The 24,811-nt window shown below is 57.1% G+C and carries 22 protein-coding genes and 1 pseudogene; 11 read left to right on the forward strand and 12 right to left on the reverse strand.

Annotation, left to right across the window (positions count from 1 at the left end):
* Position 1 precedes the first annotated feature (1 nt).
* Genes ACQG1K_RS10565 through ACQG1K_RS10585 form a run of 5 tightly spaced genes read left to right on the forward strand, consistent with a single transcriptional unit; the run spans position 2 to position 3,474 of the window.
* Positions 2 to 724 (forward strand): DUF1365 domain-containing protein, encoded by a 723-nt coding sequence (locus ACQG1K_RS10565; protein WP_063163087.1) that lies wholly within the window; start codon positions 2 to 4, stop codon positions 722 to 724.
* On the forward strand, positions 721 to 1,941 hold the full coding sequence (locus tag ACQG1K_RS10570; protein ID WP_063145948.1) for an SAM-dependent methyltransferase: 1,221 nt from the start codon (positions 721 to 723) through the stop codon (positions 1,939 to 1,941). The genes ACQG1K_RS10565 and ACQG1K_RS10570 overlap by 4 nt, the downstream gene beginning before the upstream one ends.
* The gene (locus tag ACQG1K_RS10575) at positions 1,938 to 2,423 is read left to right on the forward strand and encodes a DUF2878 domain-containing protein (RefSeq protein WP_046621641.1); all 486 of its coding nucleotides are present in this window, start codon (positions 1,938 to 1,940) and stop codon (positions 2,421 to 2,423) included. The genes ACQG1K_RS10570 and ACQG1K_RS10575 overlap by 4 nt, the downstream gene beginning before the upstream one ends.
* Positions 2,420 to 2,944 carry a hypothetical protein gene (locus tag ACQG1K_RS10580; RefSeq protein WP_032624304.1) on the forward strand — a complete coding sequence of 175 codons (525 nt, stop codon included), beginning with the start codon at positions 2,420 to 2,422 and terminating at the stop codon, positions 2,942 to 2,944. Before ACQG1K_RS10575 ends, ACQG1K_RS10580 begins: the two co-directional genes overlap by 4 nt.
* Positions 2,941 to 3,474 (forward strand): DUF3833 domain-containing protein, encoded by a 534-nt coding sequence (locus ACQG1K_RS10585; protein ID WP_367074616.1) that lies wholly within the window; start codon positions 2,941 to 2,943, stop codon positions 3,472 to 3,474. Before ACQG1K_RS10580 ends, ACQG1K_RS10585 begins: the two co-directional genes overlap by 4 nt.
* On the opposite strand, the gene ACQG1K_RS10590 is transcribed toward ACQG1K_RS10585, so the two are convergent.
* On the reverse strand, positions 3,471 to 3,929 hold the full coding sequence (locus ACQG1K_RS10590) for a DMT family transporter (protein WP_022648044.1): 459 nt from the start codon (positions 3,927 to 3,929) through the stop codon (positions 3,471 to 3,473). The genes ACQG1K_RS10585 and ACQG1K_RS10590 overlap by 4 nt on opposite strands.
* A gap of 4 nt (positions 3,930 to 3,933) precedes the next feature.
* A complete protein-coding gene (locus tag ACQG1K_RS10595; protein WP_003857304.1) occupies positions 3,934 to 4,368 on the reverse strand; it encodes a DMT family transporter in 435 nt (144 codons plus the stop codon).
* A 98-nt stretch (positions 4,369 to 4,466) separates the two neighbouring features.
* Between ACQG1K_RS10595 and ACQG1K_RS10600 the strand changes: the two genes are divergently transcribed.
* Positions 4,467 to 5,399 carry a LysR family transcriptional regulator gene (locus ACQG1K_RS10600; protein WP_023296570.1) on the forward strand — a complete coding sequence of 311 codons (933 nt, stop codon included), beginning with the start codon at positions 4,467 to 4,469 and terminating at the stop codon, positions 5,397 to 5,399.
* Between the two features lie 3 nt (positions 5,400 to 5,402).
* On the opposite strand, the gene ACQG1K_RS10605 is transcribed toward ACQG1K_RS10600, so the two are convergent.
* Together ACQG1K_RS10605 and ACQG1K_RS10610 are read right to left on the reverse strand one after the other, a co-directional pair.
* Entirely contained in the window at positions 5,403 to 6,431 is a 1,029-nt protein-coding gene (locus tag ACQG1K_RS10605; RefSeq protein ID WP_003857302.1) for a methionine synthase, read from the reverse strand.
* 26 nt (positions 6,432 to 6,457) lie between these two features.
* Positions 6,458 to 7,432 (reverse strand): DUF1852 domain-containing protein, encoded by a 975-nt coding sequence (locus ACQG1K_RS10610; RefSeq protein ID WP_367074612.1) that lies wholly within the window; start codon positions 7,430 to 7,432, stop codon positions 6,458 to 6,460.
* A 168-nt stretch (positions 7,433 to 7,600) separates the two neighbouring features.
* Between ACQG1K_RS10610 and ACQG1K_RS10615 the strand changes: the two genes are divergently transcribed.
* Positions 7,601 to 8,140: a DUF2058 domain-containing protein gene (locus tag ACQG1K_RS10615; protein ID WP_367074610.1), complete on the forward strand. Its 540-nt coding sequence runs from the start codon at positions 7,601 to 7,603 to the stop codon at positions 8,138 to 8,140.
* Positions 8,141 to 8,147: 7 nt separating this feature from the next.
* On the opposite strand, the gene ACQG1K_RS10620 is transcribed toward ACQG1K_RS10615, so the two are convergent.
* Both ACQG1K_RS10620 and azoR read right to left on the reverse strand, forming a co-directional pair.
* Positions 8,148 to 8,834 carry an RluA family pseudouridine synthase gene (locus ACQG1K_RS10620; protein WP_367074609.1) on the reverse strand — a complete coding sequence of 229 codons (687 nt, stop codon included), beginning with the start codon at positions 8,832 to 8,834 and terminating at the stop codon, positions 8,148 to 8,150.
* A gap of 89 nt (positions 8,835 to 8,923) precedes the next feature.
* On the reverse strand, positions 8,924 to 9,529 hold the full coding sequence (azoR, locus tag ACQG1K_RS10625; RefSeq protein WP_022648050.1) for an FMN-dependent NADH-azoreductase: 606 nt from the start codon (positions 9,527 to 9,529) through the stop codon (positions 8,924 to 8,926).
* Positions 9,530 to 9,732: 203 nt separating this feature from the next.
* Between azoR and hrpA the strand changes: the two genes are divergently transcribed.
* Positions 9,733 to 13,635 carry an ATP-dependent RNA helicase HrpA gene (gene hrpA, locus ACQG1K_RS10630; protein ID WP_367074607.1) on the forward strand — a complete coding sequence of 1,301 codons (3,903 nt, stop codon included), beginning with the start codon at positions 9,733 to 9,735 and terminating at the stop codon, positions 13,633 to 13,635.
* Positions 13,636 to 13,718: 83 nt separating this feature from the next.
* On the opposite strand, the pseudogene ACQG1K_RS10635 reads toward hrpA, so the two are convergent.
* The 5 genes and pseudogenes from ACQG1K_RS10635 to ACQG1K_RS10655 all read right to left on the reverse strand — a co-directional run.
* A pseudogene (locus ACQG1K_RS10635) lies at positions 13,719 to 14,158 on the reverse strand (O-methyltransferase); the annotation flags it as partial.
* 61 nt (positions 14,159 to 14,219) lie between these two features.
* A complete protein-coding gene (locus ACQG1K_RS10640) occupies positions 14,220 to 15,599 on the reverse strand; it encodes an efflux transporter outer membrane subunit (protein ID WP_367074605.1) in 1,380 nt (459 codons plus the stop codon).
* A complete protein-coding gene (locus ACQG1K_RS10645) occupies positions 15,596 to 16,678 on the reverse strand; it encodes an HlyD family secretion protein (protein WP_022648054.1) in 1,083 nt (360 codons plus the stop codon). Before ACQG1K_RS10645 ends, ACQG1K_RS10640 begins: the two co-directional genes overlap by 4 nt.
* 22 nt (positions 16,679 to 16,700) lie before the next feature.
* Entirely contained in the window at positions 16,701 to 18,353 is a 1,653-nt protein-coding gene (locus ACQG1K_RS10650; RefSeq protein ID WP_023300055.1) for an MFS transporter, read from the reverse strand.
* Between the two features lie 158 nt (positions 18,354 to 18,511).
* Positions 18,512 to 19,831 (reverse strand): MFS transporter, encoded by a 1,320-nt coding sequence (locus ACQG1K_RS10655; protein WP_367074603.1) that lies wholly within the window; start codon positions 19,829 to 19,831, stop codon positions 18,512 to 18,514.
* Positions 19,832 to 20,222: 391 nt separating this feature from the next.
* On the opposite strand from ACQG1K_RS10655, the gene ACQG1K_RS10660 reads away from it, so the two are divergent.
* From ACQG1K_RS10660 to cybB, 3 genes are all read left to right on the forward strand, one after another.
* Entirely contained in the window at positions 20,223 to 21,017 is a 795-nt protein-coding gene (locus ACQG1K_RS10660; RefSeq protein ID WP_367074601.1) for a YdcF family protein, read from the forward strand.
* A gap of 199 nt (positions 21,018 to 21,216) precedes the next feature.
* Positions 21,217 to 22,656: an aldehyde dehydrogenase gene (gene aldA, locus ACQG1K_RS10665; RefSeq protein ID WP_032624297.1), complete on the forward strand. Its 1,440-nt coding sequence runs from the start codon at positions 21,217 to 21,219 to the stop codon at positions 22,654 to 22,656.
* A gap of 508 nt (positions 22,657 to 23,164) precedes the next feature.
* A complete protein-coding gene (gene cybB, locus ACQG1K_RS10670; RefSeq protein WP_367074599.1) occupies positions 23,165 to 23,695 on the forward strand; it encodes a cytochrome b561 in 531 nt (176 codons plus the stop codon).
* A 42-nt stretch (positions 23,696 to 23,737) separates the two neighbouring features.
* Here the strand turns inward: cybB and ACQG1K_RS10675 are convergent, their stop codons facing one another.
* Complete coding sequence (locus ACQG1K_RS10675; protein WP_038416023.1) at positions 23,738 to 24,805, reverse strand: oxidoreductase; 1,068 nt, start codon at positions 24,803 to 24,805, stop codon at positions 23,738 to 23,740.
* Between the last annotated feature and the right edge of the window lie 6 nt (positions 24,806 to 24,811).

Genomic DNA, 24,811 nt, shown 5'->3' on the forward strand with positions numbered 1-24,811 from the left:
GATGAACAGCTGCCTTTACCACGGCACATTGCGCCATCGCCGTCTTTCGCCAAAAGCGCACCACTTTACCTACAGCGTCTTTATGGCCTGGCTCGATCTCGATGAGCTGGACGCGCTGCCCTCCGTCGGTGTGCGCCGTAACCGCGTTGCGCCCGCGGCATTTTATGATGCGGACTACCCGCTGGGCACGCCGCTCAAAGAGTGCGTCCTTGAGCGTCTGGAAAATCTGACCGGCGAACGCCCGGCGGGGCGGGTCATGCTTCTAACCCAACTGCGTTATTTCGGCTTTCATTTTAACCCAGTCAATTTTTACTACTGCTATGACGGGGAAGACACCCTGCGCTGGGTTCTCGCCGAAGTCCGCAACACGCCGTGGAATGAACGACACTACTACGCGGTAGCGGGGCGGGACGCCCCGCCGACGGAAAAAGCGTTTCACGTCTCGCCCTTTAATCCGATGGACATGGTCTACCACTGGCGCTTCAACAGTCCGGCCAGCACGCTGCGCATGCATATCGAAAACCATCAGGAGACGAAGGTGTTTGATGCCACTCTGACGCTGCGCCGTGAGCCGCTGACGCGCGCAGCGCTGCGGTCGCTGCTGGCGCGGATCCCGTTGATGACCCTCAAAACCGTTCTCGCTATTTACTGGCAGGCGCTCAGGCTGTGGCTGAAGCGCGTGCCGCTGCATAACCATCCCCTAAGCAGGAGTGAACGCTCATGACCGATCCCGTCTTTGCGCTTGAACCCGATATCCCGCGCAACGTCCGCGTCGCGCGATGGCTGCTTTTTCGCCTGCTGAACGGGCTGCGCGGCGGCTCGCTGACGCTGCGTGAAGGCGCGCAGACATTCCAGTTCGGCGACGCCTCCACCGCGCTTCACGCTGAGGTGCAGGTACTCGCGCCGGGCGTCTACTGGCGCATTCTAACCGGGGGCAGCCTCGCCGCGGCACAAGCGTGGATAGATGGCGACTGGGAGACGGCCCACCTGACGCCGCTGCTGGAGCTGATAGCGCGCAATAGCCAGATCCTCGGGCAACTGGAAAAAGGGTTTCGCCTGCTCGGGAAACCGGTAGAGCGGCTACGGCACTGGATGCGGCGCAACTCCCGCGCGCAGGCACGGGAAAATATTGCCGCCCATTACGATTTGGGCAACGCCTTTTACGCCCATTTCCTTGATGAACAACTCCTTTACTCCAGCGCGCTGTTTACCGGGGAAGAGCAGGATCTGGCGGCGGCTCAGCAGGCAAAAATGGCCAGGCTGTGCGACCAACTGGCGCTCACCGCAAACGATCATCTGCTGGAGATTGGTACCGGCTGGGGGGCGATGGCGGAATATGCCGCCCGTCATTATGGCTGCCGGGTAACAACTACCACGCTATCGCAGGAGCAGTACCAGTGGGCCACCGCGCGGATCGCGCGGGCAGGTTTACAGGATCGCGTTGAGGTGCTGCTCTGCGACTACCGCGATCTGACCGGAGTGTACGATAAGCTGGTGTCGGTTGAGATGATTGAAGCCGTCGGCCAACGCTACCTGCCAACGTTTTTCCGCACCTGCCAGGCGCGTCTGCGTCCGGGCGGGCGGATGGCGATTCAGGCCATCACCATTCAGGATCAGCGCTATCGCGACTACAGCAAAAGCGTCGATTTTATTCAGCGCTACATCTTCCCCGGCGGCTTTTTGCCCAGCATCACCGCCATGAATGAACTGATGACCCGCCATACCGATTTTGTCGTGCGTAACCTCTTCGATATGGGGCCGGACTACGCCCGCACGCTGGCGCACTGGCGTCAGCGCTTCGTTCACGCCTGGCAGGAGATTGAAAAGCTCGGATTTGATGACCGTTTCCGTAGGATGTGGCTGTACTACCTCGGCTACTGTGAAGCAGGGTTTAACGCCCGCACCATCAGCGTGGTGCAACTGACTGCGGAACGCGTATGAAGCGCTACGGGCAGGTCTTTCTGCTGGCCATCGGGTTTGATCTCTACTGGACGCTGGTGGTGCTGTTTCGCGAGCAGGGGCTGGTCATCTGGATCGCGCTGGCGCTGATTGCCTGGCTGTTGTTACCGCCATCACACCGGGTATACGCTCTTGTGCTGGCGGCGTCGGGCGCGATGCTGGACGCCCTTTGGGCGCTGACGGGGTTGATTTCATTCACTGGCACGTCTCTGATGCCGCTATGGATGGTGGCGCTGTGGCTGATGTTTGCCACCGTCTGGACGCAACTGACCCGCACGACCACCTTGCCGGGCTGGCTGCTGACGGCGCTGGCGACCCTGGGCGGGCCGCTGGCCTACCTGTTTGGCGAGCGTCTGGGGGCCATCACGTTCCTGGATCCGACTTTTATCGTCGTCAGCTGGATGATCCCGGGCTGGCTGGTGCTGATGCTGTTTTTCCACCTGCTGATGGGGAGACAACAATGAGACATCTGTTACTCGCGCTCGCGCTAACCGTTATGGCCTGTAACGCGCAGGCGACTGACTGGCTGAGCTGGCGCAAGGTAGGCGATGCCACCCTCACCTGGGGGCCGTTTACCGTTTATACCTCTCAGCTGCTGACGCCCGACGGCAGCTATACAGGAACAGACAGCGATAACGCGCTGATTATCACCTATGCCCGCGACATCGATGGCGACGACCTGGTCGAGGCGACCCGTGACCAGTGGCAGGCGCAGGGCATTTTGCAGCAGGAGCCGCAGAGTGAAGCCTGGCTGCGGATGCTAAAAGCGCTCTGGCCCGACGTCACGCCCGGCACGCAGCTCGCGTTTGTGGTTAATAACGGTCAGGGGCAATTCTGGTATCGCCCCACGGCGTCGCAGAAAAAATTTACGCCCCTCGGGCCGCGCCAGTCGGCAGCGTTTAGCTCGCGCTTTCTGGCGATCTGGCTCGATCCCCGCACCGAGTATCCTGAACTGCGTCAGCAGTTAATCGGAGGACCACAATGAAACGATTCCTGTTAATGGCGCTTACACTGACAATGCTGGTGGCCGGGTGCAGCACAGAAGTGACCGAGTATCGTCAGCAGCAGCCAAGGCTTGATATTTTCCACTACTTCCAGGGCAAAACCGAGGCGTGGGGGATGGTGCAGGACCGCAGCGGTAAGCAGATCCGCGGTTTTCACGTCGAGATCGCCGGAGATGTCATCGGCGATACGCTGACGCTGAACGAGCATTTTGTCTATGACGACGGCGAGAAGCAAAAGCGCGTCTGGCATATCCGCCGCATTGGCCACGATCGTTACGAAGGCACGGCGGGTGACATAGAAGGTGTCGCGACCGGTCAGGTTTCGGGCAACGCCCTTAACTGGCGCTACAGCATGAACGTGAAGGCGGACGGTAAAACCTGGCTGCTGCACTTTGATGACTGGATGTATTTGCAGGACAGCACCCGTCTGTTCAATAAAACCGAGATGAAGAAATTTGGCGTCACCGTCGCCACGGTGACGCTGTTCTTTACCCGCAAAGAGGGCGGTTAATCCTCTTCGGGCTGAGGTTTACTGCTTGAGTAGATGAAGAAGAGCGCGATACTCAGGCAGACCACGGCCCCGAAACGGCTCGCTGAAAACGGAATGGCTTCATTGTTCAGCCAGCCAAAGTTATCAATCAGCATGCTCATGGCCAGCTGACCCAGGATCACCGCTACCGTGGCAACGGCGGTGCCGATACGCTGCACCGCGAGCACCATAATCACGATATAAGGGACGCCGCACAGGGCGCCCAGAAGCTGCCATTTGGGCACATCCATCAGGCTGACCGCCTGTTTCGGCTCAAAAAAGAAAATGAGCAGGGCGGTTACCAGCGCGCCGACGGAAAAGGTCAGAAACGCGCTTTTGAATACCCCCACGCTGCTGCCTAATTGCCCGTTAATGGCAGCCTGAATGCTCAGCGTCGCGCCGCCAATCACCGCCAGAATAATCATAATCACGGTCATAACGTTACCCCTGCGCCACGAGAATGAGCGCGGCGATGATAAATCCCAGCGCAATAATGCGTTTTGTATCGATCCTGCGGTGCGGCGTACCGAGCAGGCCATAGTGGTCAATAATCAGGCTTTTAAAGACCTGGCCTGCCAGAATGCCGATCATCGTCATAGCAATACCGATCGCTGGCGTGGCAATGGTGAGAATGATGACGTAGACCGGGCCGAGCACGCCGCCCAGCAGGTGCCATGACGGCTGCGCAAAAAATGAGGGACTGTTGCGGGGGCTGAAAAACAGCATCAGCAGAAACGTCAGCCCGGTTCCCACGCTAAATATGCTGAACGCCGCCCACAGGTCGCCCACCTCCGCGCCCAGCGGCCCCAGCAGCCCGGCTTCCACGGACAGCCCCATGCCGCCGGCAATCACCAGTAAAATTAAAATAATGTGCATAACGCTTTTTCTCCTTTTTCCAGGCGGAGAAGATTACGTCTGAACATCATTGAGAAAAATGCCATAATGCAGGAAACACCTGTGCAGGAAATGCATTAATGATGGATGCCGGACATATCAGCATTCGCGCGCTGCTGATCTTCATCGACGTTTATGAAACGCAGAATTTTTCCGTGGTGGCGAGGCGGGAAGGGATTTCTGCGTCGCAGGTTTCCCGCGTGATCCACCAGCTTGAGGACGCCCTCGGGCAACAGCTTTTCTACCGCAACACGCGGGCGATTATGCCTACAGAGAGCGGGCATCTTTTTGTGCGCTATGCCCGGGCGATGGCCGGAAATCTGGAGGATGCGCGACGCGAGCTGGATGAACGCGCCCGCGAGCCGTCGGGCACGCTGCGTATCAATGGCCCGGTCTTTTTCGGACAACGGCACATCGCGCCGGGCCTGCCGGGGCTTCTGGCGCGTTATCCTCGTCTCTCCATTGAACTGACCCTCACCGACGATTTTATCGATCCGCACCGCGACGCCGCGGACGTTATCTTCCGCATCGGCGCGCTGACGGACTCCTCGTTTCACGCCCGGGTGTTCGGTCAGCAGTTCTACCATCTGGCGGCCTCGCCGGACTATCTGCAAAAACATGGCGCACCCGAGGGGCCGGACGATCTCAGCCGTCACCACTGTCTGGTTTACCGCGGCTCGTCCGGGCCTAACCGCTGGCTAATCCGGCAGCCGGGCGAGGCGTGGGTTCACTATCCCATCGTACCGCTGATGACTTCCAATAACGCGGAAACGCTCCTGATTGCGGCGCTGGGCGGCATGGGCGTTGTGCTATTCCCGGACTGGATGGTGAGCGAACGGCTCAAAAGCGGTGAGCTGGTGGCACTGCTGCCGGAAATGGAGTGTTCTATTAATACGGAGCCACTGACGATTGCGGCGATTTACCCGAACGCGCGTCATCCGCCCCTGAACGTCAGGGCGGTGATTGACTACTATATAGAGCGGTTCGGTACGCCGCTGTACTGGCAAACCTGAAGGTTAGCGGGCAAGCTCGCGACGGATAATGTCAGCCCCGGCGCTTAATGCCTTCAGCTTACCGTTGGCGACCTGGCGGGAAAGGGGAGCCATGCCGCAGTTGGTGGACGGATAGAGCTTGTCTGCATCCACAAACTGCAACGCCTTGCGCAGCGTATCGGCAACCTCTTCCGGCGTTTCGATGGTCTGGGTGGCAACATCAATTGCCCCGACCATCACTTTTTTACCGCGGATCAGCTCCAGTAGATCCATCGGCACGCGCGAGTTGTGGCACTCCAGCGAGATGATATCGATCTTTGAGGTCTGCAACTTAGGAAACGCCTCTTCATACTGGCGCCACTCGGAGCCGAGCGTTTTTTTCCAGTCCGTATTGGCTTTGATGCCGTACCCGTAGCAGATATGTACTGCGGTTTCGCATTTCAGCCCTTCAATGGCGCGCTCCAGCGCGGCGATGCCCCAGTCATTCACTTCGTCGAAAAAGACGTTAAAGGCAGGTTCGTCGAACTGAATAATGTCAACGCCGGCCGCCTCCAGCTCGCGGGCTTCCTGATTGAGAATTTTAGCGAACTCCCAGGCCAGCTTTTCGCGGCTTTTATAGTGAGCATCGTATAGCGTGTCGATCATGGTCATCGGGCCGGGCAGCGCCCACTTGATCGGCTTGTCCGTCAGCTGGCGCAGGTATTTCGCGTCGTCTACAAACACCGGTTTCTGGCGCGCCACCGCGTCTACCACGGTCGGCACGCTCGCATCGTAACGGTTACGGATCCGCACCGTCTGACGATTTTCAAAATCCACGCCGCTGAGATGTTCAATAAAGGTGGTGACGAAATGCTGGCGGGTTTGTTCCCCGTCGCTGACGATATCAATCCCGGCGCGAATCTGTTCATCCAGAGACAAACGAAGCGCATCCTGTTTCCCTGCCAGTAATTCCTCGTCCTGGAGTTTCCACGGCGACCAGAGCGTTTCCGGCTGCGCAAGCCAGGTGGGTTTCGGCAGGCTGCCAGCCGTCGATGTCGGGAGCAATGTTTTCATAAGAAGAACCTTTTATTCGTATTAAATTAAAGCGTGAAGTGATGAGACCACTGCTCAAGAAGGGTTTTATAGGGTTTGATGAACCGCTCTTCGGTATATTTACCCTGTTCAATGGCCAGCCGGCTGCGCTCTTCACGGTCATAGACGATTTTTGTTAATGAGTGATCCTGCTGATTCAGGTCGGGCTGATAGCACTGTCCCGCAGCGGAATTGGCATTGTAAATTTCTGGTCGATAGATCTTCTGGAACGTCTCCATGGTGCTGATGGTGCCGATCAGTTCCAGATTGGTGTAATCACGCAGTAAATCGCCGGTGAAGAAGAAGGCAAATGGCGCGACGCTGTTTTCCGGCATGAAATAGCGAACCTTGAGGGCCATCTTCGCGAAGTACTGTTCCGTTAGCGACTCGCCGTCCGGCTGGTACTCATACCCCAGCACCGGGTGGTGGTTACCGGTACGACGATAGGTGTCTTTGCTGGAGACGCTCAGGCAGATCACCGGCGCTTTTTTAAAGTTCGCCTGATATTCCGCAGAATGAATGAAGCTTTTAAAGAGATTGCCGTGCAGCTCGCCAAAATTCTCGGGGAGGGTAAAACGGGGCTGATCTTTATTATGCTCCAGCAGCAGGACGCTGAAATCATAGTCACGAACATAGGATGAGAAGTTATTCCCGACGATGCCTTCGATGCGCTCGTGGGTCTTTTTATCCACGATCGTCGTTTGCAGAATTTCGATGGCCGGGAAAGTAAAATCGCCGCCGATATTCATATCGACTGAAATAATCTCCAGCTCGACGGCATAGCGGTCGGATTTTGGGTTATCCCAGCTCGCCAGCGCGTTAAAGCGGTTGTTGATCATCATCAGCGTATTGCGCAGGTTCTCCTGACGCTTCTCGCCACGCGCCAGGTTGGCGAAGTTGGTGGTGGTACGCGTGTTTTCTGACGGGTTATAATTTTCATCAAAGCAACTGCGCTTAAGGGTAAATGTGAAAGCCTGACTCATTTGGTTATGCATCCTAAGTTCATGTTGCCTAAACGTTATCAATGCATAATTTATGCCTGAGCCACTGGCGCAGGGGAAGTGACTTAATTTCACTGCGTCATGAGGGTTCTTCATGAACTGCGCGATTCAGGTATAATCCCCCGACATTTCCAACCGGTTTAAACGATCATGACAAAACTCACCCTACAAGAGCAGATGCTGAAAGCGGGCTTAGTCAGCAGTAAAAAGATGGCGAAGGTTCAGCGCACGGCGAAAAAATCCCGCGTCCAGGCTCGCGAGGCGAGAGAGGCTGTTGAAGAGAATAAGAAAGCCCAGCTGGAGCGTGATAAGCAGCTGAGCGAACAGCAAAAACAGGCGGTGCTGGCAAAAGAGTTCAGGGCGCAGGTGAAGCAGCTGATTGAGATGAACCGCATCACCGTGGCGAAGGGCAACATTACCTTTAACTTTACCGATGGCAGCCTGATCAAAAAAATCGACGTCGATAAGCAGACGCAAACCCAGCTGATCAACGGTCGCCTGGCGATTGCCCGACTGGTGATTAACGCGAATGGCGACTGTGATTACGCGATTATCCCGGCGGTAGTGGCGGATAAAATTGCCCAGCGCGATGCGGACAGCATTGTGCTTAACAGCGCGCTGAGTCAGGAAGAGCAGGACGAAGACGATCCGTACGCACACTTCAAAATCCCTGACGATTTAATGTGGTAAACATCGTTCAGAATGGCGCGGCGTGACGGGCATTCATGGTCTCGCCGCTCAGCGGATGAATAAAACTCAGAACGCTTGCATGCAGCATCAGCCGGGGCGTTTCTTCCGCCCCCGGCCATTCCAGACCCCCATACAGATCGCACCCCAAAATAGGGTGGCCTAACTGCTGGCAGTGAATGCGCAGCTGGTGGGTGCGCCCGGTCTCCGGGGTAAGCTCAACCCGCGTCAACGGCATTGTCGTATCCTGGTAAATACGTTCCATCACCCGATAGCGGGAGCGAGCGGGCTTACCAGTGCGCGCACAGATCGTCATCAGCGGAAACAGCGCCGGATCTTTGGCAATCGGGGCATCCACGTTCCCTTCGTCCTGTTCCACATGTCCGCACAACAGGGCGGTGTAAACCTTGGTCACGGCGCGCTGGCTGAACTGGTGGCAAAGCGCGGCGTTAATCGCTTTGTTACGTGCAATCACCATCAGGCCCGAAGTGCCAAAATCAAGACGATGCACCAGCGTGCAGCCGGGAAAGGTTTGCACCAGACGGTGGTGGACGGAATCGCGGTTTTGCGGATTTTTCCCGGACAGGCTGAGCAGACCTGAGGGTTTGTTGATCAGCAGCAGATGCTCGTCCTGCCAGAGGATCTCAATGTCGTCGTGACAGGGTGGTGCAATAAACGTATCGATAATGACAGACATCAGGCCGCCGGGCTGGAGAGTGGGTGCGGATGATAACGAAATACGGGGGAAAGAAAAACCCTCCCACCGGGCGGTGAGAGGGGGAAAATTTAGGCTGCGACCAGGCTGTCGATAGCGGCTTTCGCGTCGGTCTGCGCTTTGGTGGCCACTTCCGGGCCGTAAGCGATACCTTCAGCGAACACGAAGTTCACGTCGGTAATGCCGATGAAGCCCAGGAACAGCGTCATGTACGGTGCGACCAGATCGGTAGGGGTATCTTTGTGAATACCGCCGCGGCTGGTCAGGACGATAGCGCGTTTACCTTTCACCAGACCTTCCGGGCCGTTCTCGGTGTAACGGAAGGTTACGCCAGCGCGCGCCACCAGGTCGAAGTAGTTCTTCAGCTGCGTAGGAATGTTGAAGTTATACATTGGAGCGTTGATCACGATAACGTCGTGGGCCTGCAACTCAGCAATCAGCTCGTCGGAGAGCGCCAGGGCTTCCTGCTGACGTGGGGTGAGAGGCGCATCGCTCGGACGCAGCGCGCCAACCAGCTCGCCGTCCAGCACAGGAATCGGGTTTGCCGCCAGGTCACGCACGGTGATTTCATCCGCGCTGTGCTGTTCACGCCACTGTTCAACGAAATAGTCAGCCAGCTGACCAGACTGTGAATACCCTGCCAGAATACTGGATTTCAACACTAATACTTTGCTCATGGGAATTTCCTGTTTTGTATTTGATTGAGGGGGTTGCCCCGTTGCTTGTTGACACTTTATTCACAATCCTGCCACAGGGATAGCGCAATATATCGAAGCCTATGTTCGAATTTTTTGAATAAGGCGCGAAAAGCACTGATGTGGTACTCTATAGCAATCATTAAAAAGAGATTTTATCCGGCAGTGCACTGCCCGTTAACGCTATGACAGAACAACAGAAATTATCCTTCCCGTTGCTGATGCAACAGCTTGATTCGCTGATGCTGCGCGATAAACAGCGGTTTGCGCGCCGTCTGCACGGCGTTAAGAAGGTTAAAAATCCTGATGCACAACAGGCCATTTACCAGGAGATGGCCAAAGAGATTGAACAGGCGGCAGGGAAAGTTGTGCTGCGTAAAGCCGCACGCCCGGAGATTACCTATCCGGAAAACCTGCCCGTCAGCCAGAAAAAACAGGACATTCTTGAGGCCGTGCGCGACCACCAGGTGGTGATCGTCGCGGGGGAAACCGGTTCAGGTAAAACCACTCAGCTGCCGAAGATCTGCATGGAATTAGGCCGCGGGGTGAAAGGGTTGATCGGTCACACCCAGCCGCGTCGTCTGGCGGCGCGCACCGTGGCGAACCGTATTGCCGACGAGCTGCAAACGGAGCCGGGCGGCTGCATCGGCTACAAGGTGCGGTTCAGCGACCACGTCAGCGATAACACCATGGTTAAGCTGATGACCGACGGTATCCTGCTGGCGGAAATCCAGCAGGATCGTCTGCTGATGCAGTACGACACCATCATCATCGATGAAGCGCACGAGCGCAGCCTGAACATCGACTTCCTGCTCGGCTACCTGAAAGAGCTGCTGCCCCGGCGTCCGGATCTGAAAATCATCATCACCTCCGCGACCATCGACCCGGAGCGCTTCTCAAAACATTTCAACAATGCGCCGATCATTGAAGTCTCCGGCCGAACCTACCCGGTTGAAGTGCGCTATCGCCCGATTGTTGAAGAGGCGGACGATACCGAGCGCGACCAGCTTCAGGCCATCTTCGATGCCGTCGACGAGCTGGGCAACGAGAGTTCTGGCGACATTCTGATCTTCATGAGCGGCGAGCGTGAGATCCGCGATACCGCCGATGCGCTCAGCAAGCGCGATCTGCGCCATACCGAGATCCTGCCGCTGTATGCGCGCCTGTCCAACAGCGAGCAGAACCGCGTGTTCCAGCCGCACAGCGGGCGCCGCATCGTGCTGGCGACCAACGTGGCCGAAACCTCGCTGACCGTACCGGGCATTAAATACGTGATCGACCCGGGTACGGCGCGCATCAGCCGCTACAGCTACAGAACAAAAGTTCAGCGTCTGCCGATCGAGCCGGTTTCGCAGGCGTCAGCTAATCAGCGTAAGGGCCGCTGCGGCCGCGTGTCGGAAGGGATCTGTATTCGTCTCTATTCGGAAGACGATTTCCTGTCGCGCCCGGAGTTTACCGATCCGGAGATCCTGCGAACCAACCTGGCATCCGTTATCCTGCAAATGACCGCGCTGGGGCTGGGCGATATCGCCGCCTTCCCGTTTGTGGAAGCGCCGGATAAGCGCAATATTCAGGACGGGGTGCGGCTGCTGGAAGAGCTGGGTGCCATTACCACCGACGAGCAGGCGACGGCCTACAAGCTAACGCCGTTGGGCCGCCAGCTTAGCCAACTGCCGGTCGACCCGCGTCTGGCGCGCATGGTGCTGGAGGCGCAAAAACACGGCTGCGTGCGCGAGGCGATGATCATCACCTCGGCGCTCTCCATTCAGGATCCGCGCGAGCGTCCGATGGACAAACAGCAGGCGTCGGATGAAAAACACCGTCGCTTCCACGATAAAGAGTCCGATTTCCTCGCATTCGTCAACCTGTGGAACTACCTCGGCGAGCAGCAAAAAGCGCTCTCTTCGAATCAGTTCCGCCGTCAGTGCCGGGTGGATTTCCTCAACTACCTGCGCGTGCGCGAATGGCAGGATATCTACACCCAACTGCGCCAGGTAGTGAAAGAGCTGGGCATCCCGGTGAACAGTGAACCGGCGGAGTACCGCGAAATTCATATCGCCCTGCTGACCGGCCTGCTGTCTCATATCGGGATGAAGGATGCGGATAAACAGGAATTTACCGGCGCACGCAACGCGCGTTTCTCCATCTTCCCGGGCTCCGGTTTGTTCAAGAAGCCGCCGAAGTGGACCATGGTCGCCGAGCTGGTGGAAACCAGCCGTCTGTGGGGGCGTATCGCCGCGCGTATCGATCCAGAGTGGGTTGAGCCGGTGGCGCAGCACCTGCTGAAACGCTCGTACAGTGAGCCGCACTGGGAGCGCGGGCAGGGCGCGGTGATGGCGACGGAAAAAGTCACCGTTTACGGCCTGCCGGTGGTTGCAGCGCGTAAGGTTAACTACAGCCAGATTGACCCGGCGCTGAGTCGCGAGCTGTTTATCCGCCATGCGCTGGTGGAAGGCGACTGGCAGACGCGCCATGTGTTCTTCCGCGAAAACCTCAAGCTGCGCGCCGAGGTGGAAGAGCTTGAACACAAGTCCCGCCGCCGCGACATTCTGGTGGACGACGAGACGCTGTTTGAGTTTTACGACCAGCGCATCAGCCACGATGTGATCTCGGCGCGCCATTTCGACAGCTGGTGGAAGAAAGCCAGCAAAGAGACCCCGGACCTGCTCAACTTTGAAAAGAGCATGCTGATCAAAGAGGGCGCGGAGTCGGTCAGCAAGCTCGACTACCCGAACTTCTGGCATCAGGGCAACCTGAAGCTGCGTCTGACCTATCAGTTTGAGCCGGGCGCGGATGCCGATGGCGTGACGGTGCACATTCCGCTGCCGCTGTTAAACCAAGTGGATGAGAGCGGGTTTGAGTGGCAAATTCCCGGCCTGCGCCGCGAACTGGTCATTGCATTAATCAAATCCCTGCCTAAACCAGTGCGGCGCAACTTTGTACCGGCGCCGAACTACGCCGAAGCGTTTTTAGGCCGCGTCACGCCGCTGGAACTGCCGCTGCTGGACGCACTGGAGCGTGAGTTCCGACGCATGACCGGGACCACCATTGACCGCGACGACTGGAACTGGGATCAGGTGCCCGATCACCTGAAAATCACATTCCGCGTAGTGGACGATAAAAACAAAAAGCTGCTCGAAGGCCGTTCTCTGACGGAGCTGAAAGAAGCGCTGAAAGGTAAAGTCCAGGAGACGCTCTCTGCGGTGGCCGATGACGGTATTGAGCAGAGCGGGCTGCACATCTGGAGCTTTGGTCAGCTTCCGGAAAGCTATGAGCAGAAGCGCGGGAACTACAAGGTGAAAGCCTGGCCCGCGCTGGTGGATGAGCGCGACAGCGTGGCGATTAAGCTCTTTGACAATCCGCAGGAGCAACAGCAGATGATGTGGCGCGGGCTGCGTCGCCTGCTGCTGCTTAACATCCCGTCGCCGATTAAGTATCTGCACGAGAAGCTGCCGAACAAAGCCAAGCTGGGGCTCTACTTTAACCCGTACGGTAAGGTGCTGGATCTGATCGACGACTGCATCTCCTGCGGTGTGGACAAACTGATCCACGAGGCGGGCGGTCCGGTCTGGACGGAAGAGGGCTTTGCTCAGCTTCATGAAAAGGTGCGCGCGGAGCTGAACGACACCGTGGTGGAGATTGCCAAACAGGTCGAGCAGATCCTCACCGCCGTGTTCAATATCAACAAGCGCCTGAAGGGGCGGGTGGATATGACCATGGCCCTTGGTCTGTCGGACGTGAAGGCGCAGATGGCGGGGCTGGTGTATCGCGGCTTTGTCACCGGCAACGGCTTTAAGCGTCTGGGTGATACGCTGCGTTATTTGCAGGCGATTGAGAAGCGTCTGGAGAAAATGGCGGTCGATCCGCATCGCGATCGAGCGCAGATGCTGAAAGTCGAAAACGTGCAGCAGGCGTGGCAGCAGTGGCTCAACAAACTGCCGCCAGCGCGTCGCGATGATGACGATGTGCGGGAGATCCGCTGGATGATCGAGGAGCTGCGCGTCAGCTTCTTCGCCCAGCAGCTCGGTACGCCGTATCCCATTTCGGATAAGCGTATCTTGCAGGCGATGGAGCAGATCTCCGGCTAAAACCATTGCCCGGTGGCGCTGCGCTTACCGGGCCTACGGGAGAACATGCAGGCCGGGTAAGGCGTAGCCGCCACCCGGCTTTTTTATCGTTCCACCATCGCTAGCGTAAACCCATCCCACCCCTTAACGCCCACCGTTTGCAGCGCGGTGGCGGTTAAGCGTGGTTATCTCCAGTCATCTCGATAAACTTCCGTACCCCCTGCACGCGTGCATCGTCGCTTTGCCCGTTAACCACCTCGCCGTCGCGCACCACGTTATCGCCGATTATGACCGTGCCGGGACGGGAGTAGTGCAGCGCCCACTCCAGGTAGCCGGGATTGTTTGGCTTATCGGCATCAATAAAGATCAGGTCAAAGGGCGGGACGTCACCGAAATTCTCGAGCGACTTTAGCGCCGGGCCTGTAATCAGTTCGATACGATCGCCGAGTCCCGCAAGATGAATATTTTGTCGTGCAACTGCGGCATGTGTCGGGTCCGCTTCTAGCGTAATCAACTTTCCGTCCGGCGGCAGGGCGCGCGCCATGGGGGTATCGCCAGAGGCGAAATGTAGGCCGGGTAAGGCGTAGCCGCCACCCGGCATGTTTTCACTCACTGACCCAACCGCCGCCCAGCGCTTTATACAAATCAATTTGCGCCAGCAGCAGGTTGTTTTTCACCTGTACCACGCTGGTCTGCACCGAGAACAGCGTGCGCTGTGCATCGAGCACATCCAGATAAGAAGAGTACCCGTTGCGGTAGCGGTTTTGCGCTATCCGCAGCGTCTCCTGCGCGACCGCCTGCTGAGCCAGCAGCTCGTTAAGCTGTTCCTGATAACGGGTGATGGCATCAAGGCTGTCATTCACCTCGGCAAACGCATTACGTACGGTTTTTTCGTAGCTGTACAACGCCTGATTACGCTGAGACTGGGAGATATCCACCTGTGCATTCAGCGTCTGTCGGTTCAGCAGCGGCGCAAGAATACTGCCGCCCACGCTCCAGAGCTGGAGGGGGTTATCCAGCAATCCCGACAGCGTGCGATCCTGCACCGATCCTGTGGCCGTGAGGTTGATCGACGGCAGCAGGCTGGCACGCGATGCCGCCAGCGTCGCGTCCGCCGCAATCAGCTGACGTTCAGCCTGGACGATATCCGGACGCCGGTTCAGTAACGTCGACGGCAACTGGGAGGGCAGTTTCAGCGGCATCAGGGCATCAAAGCTTTCACCGCGCACAACGTCACCCGGGTTGCTGCCCAGCAGCAGGCTGAGCGCATTCTCCTGCTGCGCAATCTGGTGCTGAAGCAGTGGAACCTGAGCGCGGGTGGCGCGCAGCTCAGAATCCGATTGCATCAGCTCAAGGCGAGAGCTGTATCCCGTCTCAAACTGTCGTTTAGCAAGATTGAACGCCTCTTCACGCGATTTCAGCGTGGACTGGGTAACGCGAAGCTGTTCATCCAGCGACAGGAGAGTGACGTACCCGGAGGCCACCGACGATGCGACCGTGAGATCTGCCGCCGCGGCCGCCGCCTTTTGTGCCTCCAGCGACGCTTCGGCGGCACGGGAGGTGCTGCGGTTTACCCCCCAGATATCCACGTCGTAGCTGGCGGTCAGGCTGCCTTTGTACAACGTACCGTATACCGGAAGGCCTGTTGCGGCGGACTGCGAGCGCGCGCGCGTCCCGGTCACGCCCGCGTCAAGCGACGGGAACAGGCTGCCGTCGGCAGCGTACACCCGGGCCTGATACTCGTTAATCCGCTCGCGGGCAATCAGCACGTCGCTGTTGTTCTTCAGCGCCTGATCCACATAGCGGTTCAGATTGCTGTCGTGGAAATTGCGCCACCAGAGCTGTTCTGTCGGGCTGGTTGGCCCCGACGTCGCGCGCCACTGGGCCGGGATGTGCAGGGACGATGTGGCGGGCTCAACGTCAACCGACTGGCAACCCGCAAGGATAGCCATCATCAGCAGGCCGGCTATCGGGCGAAGCGTCATTGTTTCGCCTCCCGCGTGTCGATGGTGACCTGCACCGACATGCCAGGTCGCAGCAGCCGGTACGCCTCCGGCTCACCGAGTACCTCAATGCGTACCGGGATGCGCTGGGCGATTTTAACAAAGTTGCCCGTGGCGTTATCCGGGGTTATAGCGCTGAACTCGACGCCTGTGGCCGGGGATATGCTCTCCACGCGGCCCTGATAGGCTTTATCGTTTAACGCATCGACGGTGAATTTCACTGGCTGTCCGACGCGTAAATTCGCCAGCTGCGTCTCTTTGATATTGGCGATCACCCAGTGCTGCGGCGGGACCAGCGTGGTAAGGTGCGTCCCGGCGGTGACGTACGCTCCAAGACGCACCGCAATCTGCCCGAGCTGACCGTCACGCGGAGCGACAATGCGGGTGTTTTGCAGATCGATCTGCGCAAGCTCCAGCGCGGCTTTCGCATTTTGAACGTCCGCTTCCAGCGAAGCGCGATTGACGATAACCGTTTGTAGATCCTGGCGCGACATCTCAAGCGTTGCTTTCGCCTGGTCGATATCGGCGCTCCCCTGGGCGGCACTGGCCAGCGCCGCATCGCGCTCGCGAATGGACAGGGAGCCGTCTGCGGTCAGATCCTTCACGCGTTTCAGATCCGCCTGGGTTTTCAGACTTTGGGCACGGGCGTTTTTCAGTGCCGCTTCGTTTTTGGCAATCACCGCTTCCGCGCTTTTACGCTGTTGCAGGTTGTTGTTCAGCGCAGCAATTTTCATTGCCAGCTGCGCCTCGGCCTGATGGACGCGCTGGCGATAGATCCGGTCATCAATCTGCAACAGCAGGTCGCCTTTTTTAACCTGCACAAAATCCTGAACATGGACCTCAGTAATGTAGCCGTTGACTTGCGGACTGATGAACGTGGTCTGGCCGCGCACGTAGGCGTTATCAGTAAACTGGGTATGACGCGTGAACGGGGGCAACTGCCAGGCATAAAGGATCACCAGCACCCCGACAATGCCGATAGCCGCGGCGGTGAAAATGGAAACGACGCGTACATTTTTGCGGGTGTTGGCCTGCTCTTTGGCGGCATCCTGCTGACTCATAACTTCTCCTGAAAAATAGTCATTACTTATTGCCAGTGGCGTTCTTAAGGGCCATACGGGCGGTGATGCGCAGGCGCAGCAAGCGCCATAAAATCCAGACCAGCGTGGCTGTGGCAATGCTCGCCGTCAGGAGATAAGTATCGTTGTAAGCCAGAATGTTTGCCTCAAGCGTCGTCACCGTCTGAAGCTGAATAATGGCCTGGGTTCCCAACAGGGAACTGTCGCCAACCAGGCTTTTATACATCTGGGTGTAAAGCTGAATGCGTTCGTTCACCAGCGGGTTGAGGGTGGTGAGCTGGTCAGCCAGCAGGCTGGAATGGTACTTCTCGCGCCAGGTCTGGAAGGTACCAAGGATTGCAGAACCCAGCAGGCCACCAAGGTTCTGACTCATGCCAAACATTACGGAAAAGCTGACCAGATTGCGTGGTTCGGCGATCACCCCGCCAATGGCGGCCAGCATCGCAGGGGCGAGGAAGAAAGCGCTGCCGAAACCAAGCAGGAACTGGCTGAACATCAGCTGATCCGGCCGGGTCAGGTTGTTGGACTGGCTGTCCAGCAGCGAAGCAACAATCATCAGCGCCAGCGAGGTGATAATCGGCCAGGCCAGCTTAGTGGGTTTGATCGTCAGACAGCTGGTGACGATACCGCAGACGATTCCGGCGAAAATAGACCACGCCAGATGGGTCATCTGTTCATTCTGTAGGCCCGCATATTGCAGCCAGCCGATGACGCCGGTGTTCTGTTCCGCCAGTACGATGCGGATCAGCAGCATAATCAAACCCAGGCGTACGATGCTGCCGCTGGACAGCCAGCGGGTATTGAGCAGCGGGTTGCTGCGGTTATGTTCAAAAACGATTGCACAGACAATTAGCACCAGCGAGAGAGCCAACGCCCAGCCGATCCACGGTGTTTCAAACCACCATTCCAGACGCCCTAGCGACAGAACCGCGCACAACAGCGCCATACCGGGCGCAAGCAAAAAGAAGGTGATGAAATCTTTCTTCTCGAAAACTTTGCGTCGATCGCCCGGGGGCAGTTTCAGCACCATCACGCAGGCCAGTGAGATCAGGGCCAAACCCAGCTCGAAGAAGTACAGCCCACGCCACTCATCAAGCTGCAACAGCTCGGTGGAGAACAGCCGCGCCAGCGGTATCGCCAGCGACGAACCGGTAATGCCGATGGTCAGCGCCTTCAGTCGGTGCTTCGCGGGCCAGGCCTGTATCTGGTAATAAATGCCGAGCGAGCTGAGCGCGGCGGCGACCATCCCGTGTGCCGCCCGTACCATCAGCGCCGAGCTGAGATCGTTCACAAACAGGTGGAAAAAGGTGACCAGCACATACAGCACCAGGAAGCCTTCCGTAAACGCGCGCAAACCGTACTGCTGGCGAAATTTTACCAGCAGCAGGTTGATGGAGACGTTGGTCATGACATAGACGGCAGGCAGCCAGGCGATTTCAGTCGACCAGGCGCCGAAGGTGCCTTGCAGATTTTGCAGATTGGCGGTGACGACCGCGTTACCCAGCGCCCCGGTCAGACACACCAGCAGGCCGACCACGCCATAGGCGATCCGTTTCGACGTCGGATGTTCCGGGGTGGAAGGGGAACCCAGCAGAGCGGGTTTCTCGTGTGGCTGCCACTCGCGAGGAGCATAAGGATCGCGTTGGGGCAGGCGCATAACGGGGTTTACCTTTCAAAATGTTGAATTGTGAGCGGGCTAATGATTCTACGGCTGACGCAAATCATAATTCAAGTGAATACGAATATTGTATGTTAATCAAATGTAGAGGGAATGATGAAGAAAAAGTGCGGCTCGCGAACGGAGCCGCAATAATATTATCGCTGTTCCGGCTGCGCCTGAAGGTGGCGTTCACGGTTGATGCGGCTGGCACAAAAAATTGCAATGAGGGAGATAGAGACCGTCACGCCCAGATACCAGGCCACGGGTACCCAGTCGCCGTCGTATTTCGCCAGCAGTCCGGTAGCGATTAGCGGTGCCGTTCCGCCCGCCAGCGCGGCCCCAAGTTGATAACCCAGCGTGATACCGGTGTAGCGAACGTTGGCACTGAAAATTTCAGAGCAGAGCGTGCCGAGAACTGCCGTCACCGGTGCCCACAGTACGCCAAAAGCGATAACGGTCGCGAGCACAATTCCCCAGGTGGTACCGGTATTCAGCAGCATAAACCAGGGCACGATAAACAGGCCGAGCACGAAGACACTGACGGCGTACATACGCTGGCGGCCAACCCTGTCGGAGAGCAGCCCCATCAGCGGGATCATGATAGTGGCGACCAGTGCGCCAAGAGTTACTGCCTCCAGCGCCTGGGATTTCTGATAGGTCAGGGTGGTAGTGGCGTAGCTCACCACAAACGTGGAGAAAATATAGAACGGTGCTGTCTCCACAACCTTAAGCCCGGCGGCAATTAGCACTTCACGCCAGTGGTGTTTTATGGTGTCGCGCAGCGGAGCTTTCGCAACCTGGCCGGATTTTTTCACTTTCTGGAAATCAGGCGTTTCGTCAATATCTTTCCGAATCCAAAGCCCCAATATTACCAGCACGGAACTGAGCAGGAACGGAATGCGCCAGCCCCAGGAGAGAAAATCCTCTTCGCTGAACAGCGTCATTAGCGAGACGATAAATGTCGCCATCAACATGCCGATGGTAACGCCCGCCTGCGGAATACTGCCGAAGAAGCCTTTGCGTTTTTCTGGCGCATACTCGTAAGCCAGCAGCAGCGCGCCACCCCATTCACCGCCGTTACCCATCCCCTGAATAATACGCATCAGGATCAGCAACGCGGGCGCCCACATCCCGATCATGTCGTAGGTGGGCAGCAGGCCAATCATCACGGTTGCACCTCCCATCAATGAAAGGGTGAGGACAAGCGTTTTTTTGCGACCGATACGATCCCCGATATGTGCAAAGAGAACGCCGCCAATGGGGCGAATAAAGAAGGTCAACGAGAAGGAGAGATAGGAGAGGATCAGCCCGATTACCGGGTCGACCATCGGAAAGAAAATCTTGTTAAACACCAGCGCGGCAGCGGTGCCATAGAGAAAATAATCAAACCATTCAATAGAACTTCCCGTAAGACTGGCAATTAATACCTTTTTGTTTTTCCGCAATACCGTTGTCGTGCTCTCATGTTGTGTCATGACTCAAAACTCCGCCACGTGGATGATAATAGAGGTGTTACCTGGCGCGCTTCAGGTGCAACCTGTCGGTGTGTAATGGTTGTGAAATTGTTAAGCAACTTAGGGTTGGATGTTACGTTTGGCAAGTCAGCCAGAACTAAAACGGGTCAGATCACGATGGATTAAGCAGCAACTGGTGCTTTTTCAGCACGCTGTTGTGGCAGGATGTGTTGAAGGGCAGATAATCAAAAGCACAAACCCAGGGTGCAACCCAATTGTTTTTGGATGTTTCTGGTTATTTCATCAAAATGACAAATATGCAGTGTAATGAGCACCTCGGCTTTCAGAGTGATCTCCTTTTCAACCCCGTTGTGTGAAGTACTCTAGAGATTAATGCTGTAAGGAGGTAACGATGACAATGGCACTTTTCCCCTGTCTGCCTGGCACAACCCTCGACGCCGTGAATACCGTTGGGGCGTGGCTTGCTCAGGACGACTATCAGGACAACCAGCCCGTTGATCTGGTGATTCTGGCGGGTAACGCGGTGATACCCGCGATTGATGCTGCCTGTAAAATCGCGGCTGAACAGGGGGTTCCTCTGATCATCAGCGGCGGGATCGGTCACTCGACGACCTTCCTCTACGCCGCGATTGCTAAGCACCCCCGCTATAACAGGATACCCACCACCGGGCGGGCTGAGGCGGCTATTCTGGCCGACATCGCCCGTGAATTCTGGAACATTCCGGCTGAGCATCTTCACGTTGAGGATCAGTCGACCAACTGTGGCGAAAACGCCCGCTTCAGCCGGGCGTTGATGAAACAGTCCGGACTGAACGCCGCCCGGGTGCTGGTAGTGCAGGACCCGACGATGCAGCGTCGCATAATGGCTACGTTTGCCCGCGTTTGCCGCGACGAGGCTGCATCGCCCGCATGGATGAGTCATCCCGGCCTGACGCCCGTGCTGCAAAACAGTGACGACGGTCTGGCGTTCAGCGGCCCGGTCGAGGGGTTATGGCCGGTAGAACGTTACCTGTCGCTGGTGCTGGGTGAATTTCCGCGACTCAGGGACGACATCAACGGCTACGGTCCGGCGGGACGTGATTTCATTGCCCATGTCGATATCCCTGCCGACGTGGACGCCGCGTGGCAGATCCTGCGAAACGACGTCATTCTCACCGACGCGCTGGTGAGCCGTTCTCTGCTGTAATGCTCTTGCCCGTTTGCGCCATCTTTTACGCAAACGGGCAGCCTTTGTTGCCGATTTGTGATTTTTGAAACGGGCTGACCCGTTTCTTTTATGAGATATCTCACAAAAACAGACTCATAGAGTAGGCAATTGCCCCGGTAATTATAGTTTTTAACATTAAGTTTACTTGTTAAAAACAGTGTGATTACAGGAGCAGGTTATGACAGTACCCGTACAACATCCTATGTATATTGATGGACAGTTTGTTGCCTGGCAGGGTGATGCCTGGATTGACGTGATCAATCCGGCCACGGAAGAGGTCATTTCCCGTATTCCCGACGGCACCGCCGAGGACGCCCGCAAGGCCATTGACGCGGCAGAGCGCGCGCAGGCTGGCTGGGAGGCGCTGCCTGCCATTGAACGCGCCAGCTGGCTACGCAAAATTTCCGCCGGGATCCGCGAGCGCGTCAGCGAAATCAGCGCGCTGATTGTGGCCGAAGGGGGCAAGATCCAGCAGCTGGCGGAAGTGGAAGTTAACTTTACAGCTGACTATATCGACTATATGGCCGAGTGGGCGCGCCGTTATGAAGGGGAAATCATTCAGAGCGACCGTCCGGGCGAGAATATTCTGGTGTTTAAGCGCGCCCTTGGCGTCACCACCGGCATTCTGCCGTGGAACTTTCCCTTCTTCCTGATTGCCCGTAAGCTCGCTCCTGCGCTAATCACCGGCAACACCATCGTTATCAAACCGAGCGAATTTACCCCAAACAACGCCATTGCGTTTGCCAAAATCGTCGACGAGATTGGCCTGCCGAAAGGCGTCTTCAACCTGGTGCTGGGCCGCGGTGAAACCGTCGGACAGGAGCTGGCCGGGAACCCGAAAGTGGCGATGGTCAGCATGACCGGCAGCGTCGGGGCGGGTGAAAAGATCATGGCTGCGGCTGCGAAAAACATCACCAAAGTGGGGCTGGAGCTGGGTGGTAAAGCCCCGGCCATCGTGATGGACGATGCCGACCTTGAGCTGGCCGTGAAGGCCATTGTGGATTCACGCGTCATCAATACCGGGCAGGTGTGTAACTGCGCGGAACGTGTCTATGTTCAGAAGGGGATCTACGACCGCTTTGTGAATCGTCTGGGCGAGGCAATGAAAGCCGTCCAGTTTGGCAATCCGGCTGAGCGAACGGATATTGCCATGGGGCCGCTGATCAATGCCGCCGCGCTGGAGCGTGTGGAGCAGAAGGTGGCGCGCGCGGTGCAGGAAGGGGCTAAAGTGGTCCTTGGCGGTAAAGCGGCAGAGGGCAAAGGGTATTTTTATCCCCCAACGCTGCTGCTGGACGTACATCAGGACATGGCCATCATGCACGAAGAGACCTTTGGCCCGGTGTTGCCGGTGGTGGCTTTCGACACCCTGGAAGAGGCCCTGAAAATGGCCAACGACAGCGACTACGGTTTAACCTCGTCTGTATATACGCAGGATCTGAATGTCGCCATGAAAGCCATTAAAGGGCTTAAGTTCGGCGAGACCTACATTAACCGTGAAAACTTTGAAGCGATGCAGGGCTTCCATGCGGGCTGGCGGAAATCCGGGATCGGCGGGGCGGATGGCAAACATGGGCTGAATGAGTATTTGCAGACGCAGGTAGTCTATTTACAGTCGTAATCAGGAGCCCCCTCCATGCGAGATAATGTGTGCACGGAGCAGTTCCCTCGCCCCTTTGGGGAGAGGATTAGGGTGAGGGGAACATACGGCTCTGGTGGTCATTCCGTTCACTTTAGGTTCCTTGCTACTCTGTAACAAAATGACCGGTGAACGTGCCAGGGTGGCTCAGTCGCCACCACCCTGGCGACCCGGGCTCCCGGCGGTAAATCGCCGCTTCGCGGTCCCTTCGGCTTATTCCTTCCGGCTTATCGGGGACGGGCGGAGGTAACATCCCTGTAAAGCCCGCCCTCTCGGCGCATCCCTGCGCCTCGCCCCGGCCGGAAGGCAAACGCCTCAGCGATTTACAGCCGGACCTGGGCATCGCTGTAATCCCTCCGTTATTCTGAAGGCACGTTAATGCTTCTGATTTCAAATAACTGGGAATACTCGGCCCTCCGTAAAAGGGGGTTCACATTTTCAGGAAAGGTGGTTATGTTGGCGCGATAACTGTTATTTATCGGGAAACAACATGCGCACAAAATATACGGGTCTGCAAATCAGCATTCACTGGCTGGTTTTTCTGTTAGTGATTATGGCCTATTGCGCCATGGAATTCACAGGTTGGTTCCCGCGAACCGATCGTCCGCTTATTAATATGATCCACGTTTCCTGCGGGATCAGCATCCTGGTGCTGATGGTGGCGCGCCTGCTTATCCGCCTGAAATTCCCGGCTCCGCCCATTCAACCGAAACCAAAAGCGATGATCACCGGGCTGTCCCATCTGGGGCATCTGGTTATCTACCTGCTGTTTATTGCGCTGCCGCTGATCGGCATGGTGATGATGTATAACCGGGGAAATGACTGGTTTGCGTTTGGCCTGACGATGCCGCATGCGGCGGAGGGGAATTTTGACCTGGTGGATACGCTAAAAGCGTGGCACGTAACGCTGGCGAATCTGGGGTATTTTGTGATTGGTTTGCACGCCTTTGCCGCGCTGATGCATCACTATTTCTGGAGAGACAATACGCTGCTGCGCATGATGCCGAAAAAGCGTCAGTGACCGATAATGCCCTGCCAACCCGCAGGGCATTTTTTTTGCGGCTTATTGCAGTTGCGCGCGCTCCTGCGCCGTTAAATCCAGTTCCTGAGTTGTACCCGTTTCTGAAGATTTTACCGCCGCTTCCAGCACCGCCATCACCGCCAGGGCTTCCACCGGATGGACCGGATTGTCAATCTTGCCGTTCAGGGCATCGCGCACGTTTATATAGTACTGCCGCTGGTCGCCTTTTGGCGCAGGGATAGCGCTGGCTTCACCCTGGGCATTAAACAGCACCATAGCGTCGCTGTCCTCACCCCAGCTTTCGCTACCCGGAATGACGCCTGCCAGAAGCTGGGCTTCCTGCTGATCGATGCGCGCTTTCACCACGCTGGCCTTATCGCCGTGGACGGTAAAGCGGGCAACGCCGCCTGCCACCAGCATGCTGCAATGGAGGACCACTTTGTGTTCAGGATAGTTCAGCACCACGTGCGCCCAGTCGTTAATTTCCGCACCATCACGCAGGGTGGCGATGTTGCCCTGTACCGACAGCGGCAGACCAAAAAGCTGTAGCGTCTGGTCAATCATGTGCGGGCCTAAGTCGAACCACAGGCCACTGCCGGGAACATTTTGCTCTCTCCAGCGCACGCGAACCTCCGGGCGGAAACGATCGATATGCGATTCAAAGTGTTTTACCTTGCCGATACTGCCTTGCTCAATCACCTGCTTAATGCCGAGAAAATCGCTGTCCCAGCGGCGGTTATGGAAGACAGAGAGCAGGCGCTGTTTTTCTTGCGCAAGCGCAATCAGATCTCGCGCTTCCTGCATATCCAGCGTAAATGGCTTATCCACCACTACGTGCTTGCCGGCGTTGAGCGCCAGGGTGGCCAGCGGCGCATGGGTCGCATTAGGGGAGGCGATAACCACCAGGTCGATATCCGGGTGCTGAATAGCCTCTTCAGGGGTGGCAACAACGAGGACGTCCGGCAGATCGCGTTTGACCTTTTCTTCATCCCGGGATGAGACCACCGCCAGCTTCAGGCCGTCGACGGACTGGATCAGCGGGGCATGAAACGTCTTACCCACAAAACCATACCCGATCAGCGCAATATTCATTGTCTTCACTTTATTCATGACCTT

It is taken from the genome of Enterobacter cloacae complex sp. 402C9, from assembly GCF_050030745.1.
Taxonomy (GTDB): domain Bacteria; phylum Pseudomonadota; class Gammaproteobacteria; order Enterobacterales; family Enterobacteriaceae; genus Enterobacter; species Enterobacter intestinihominis.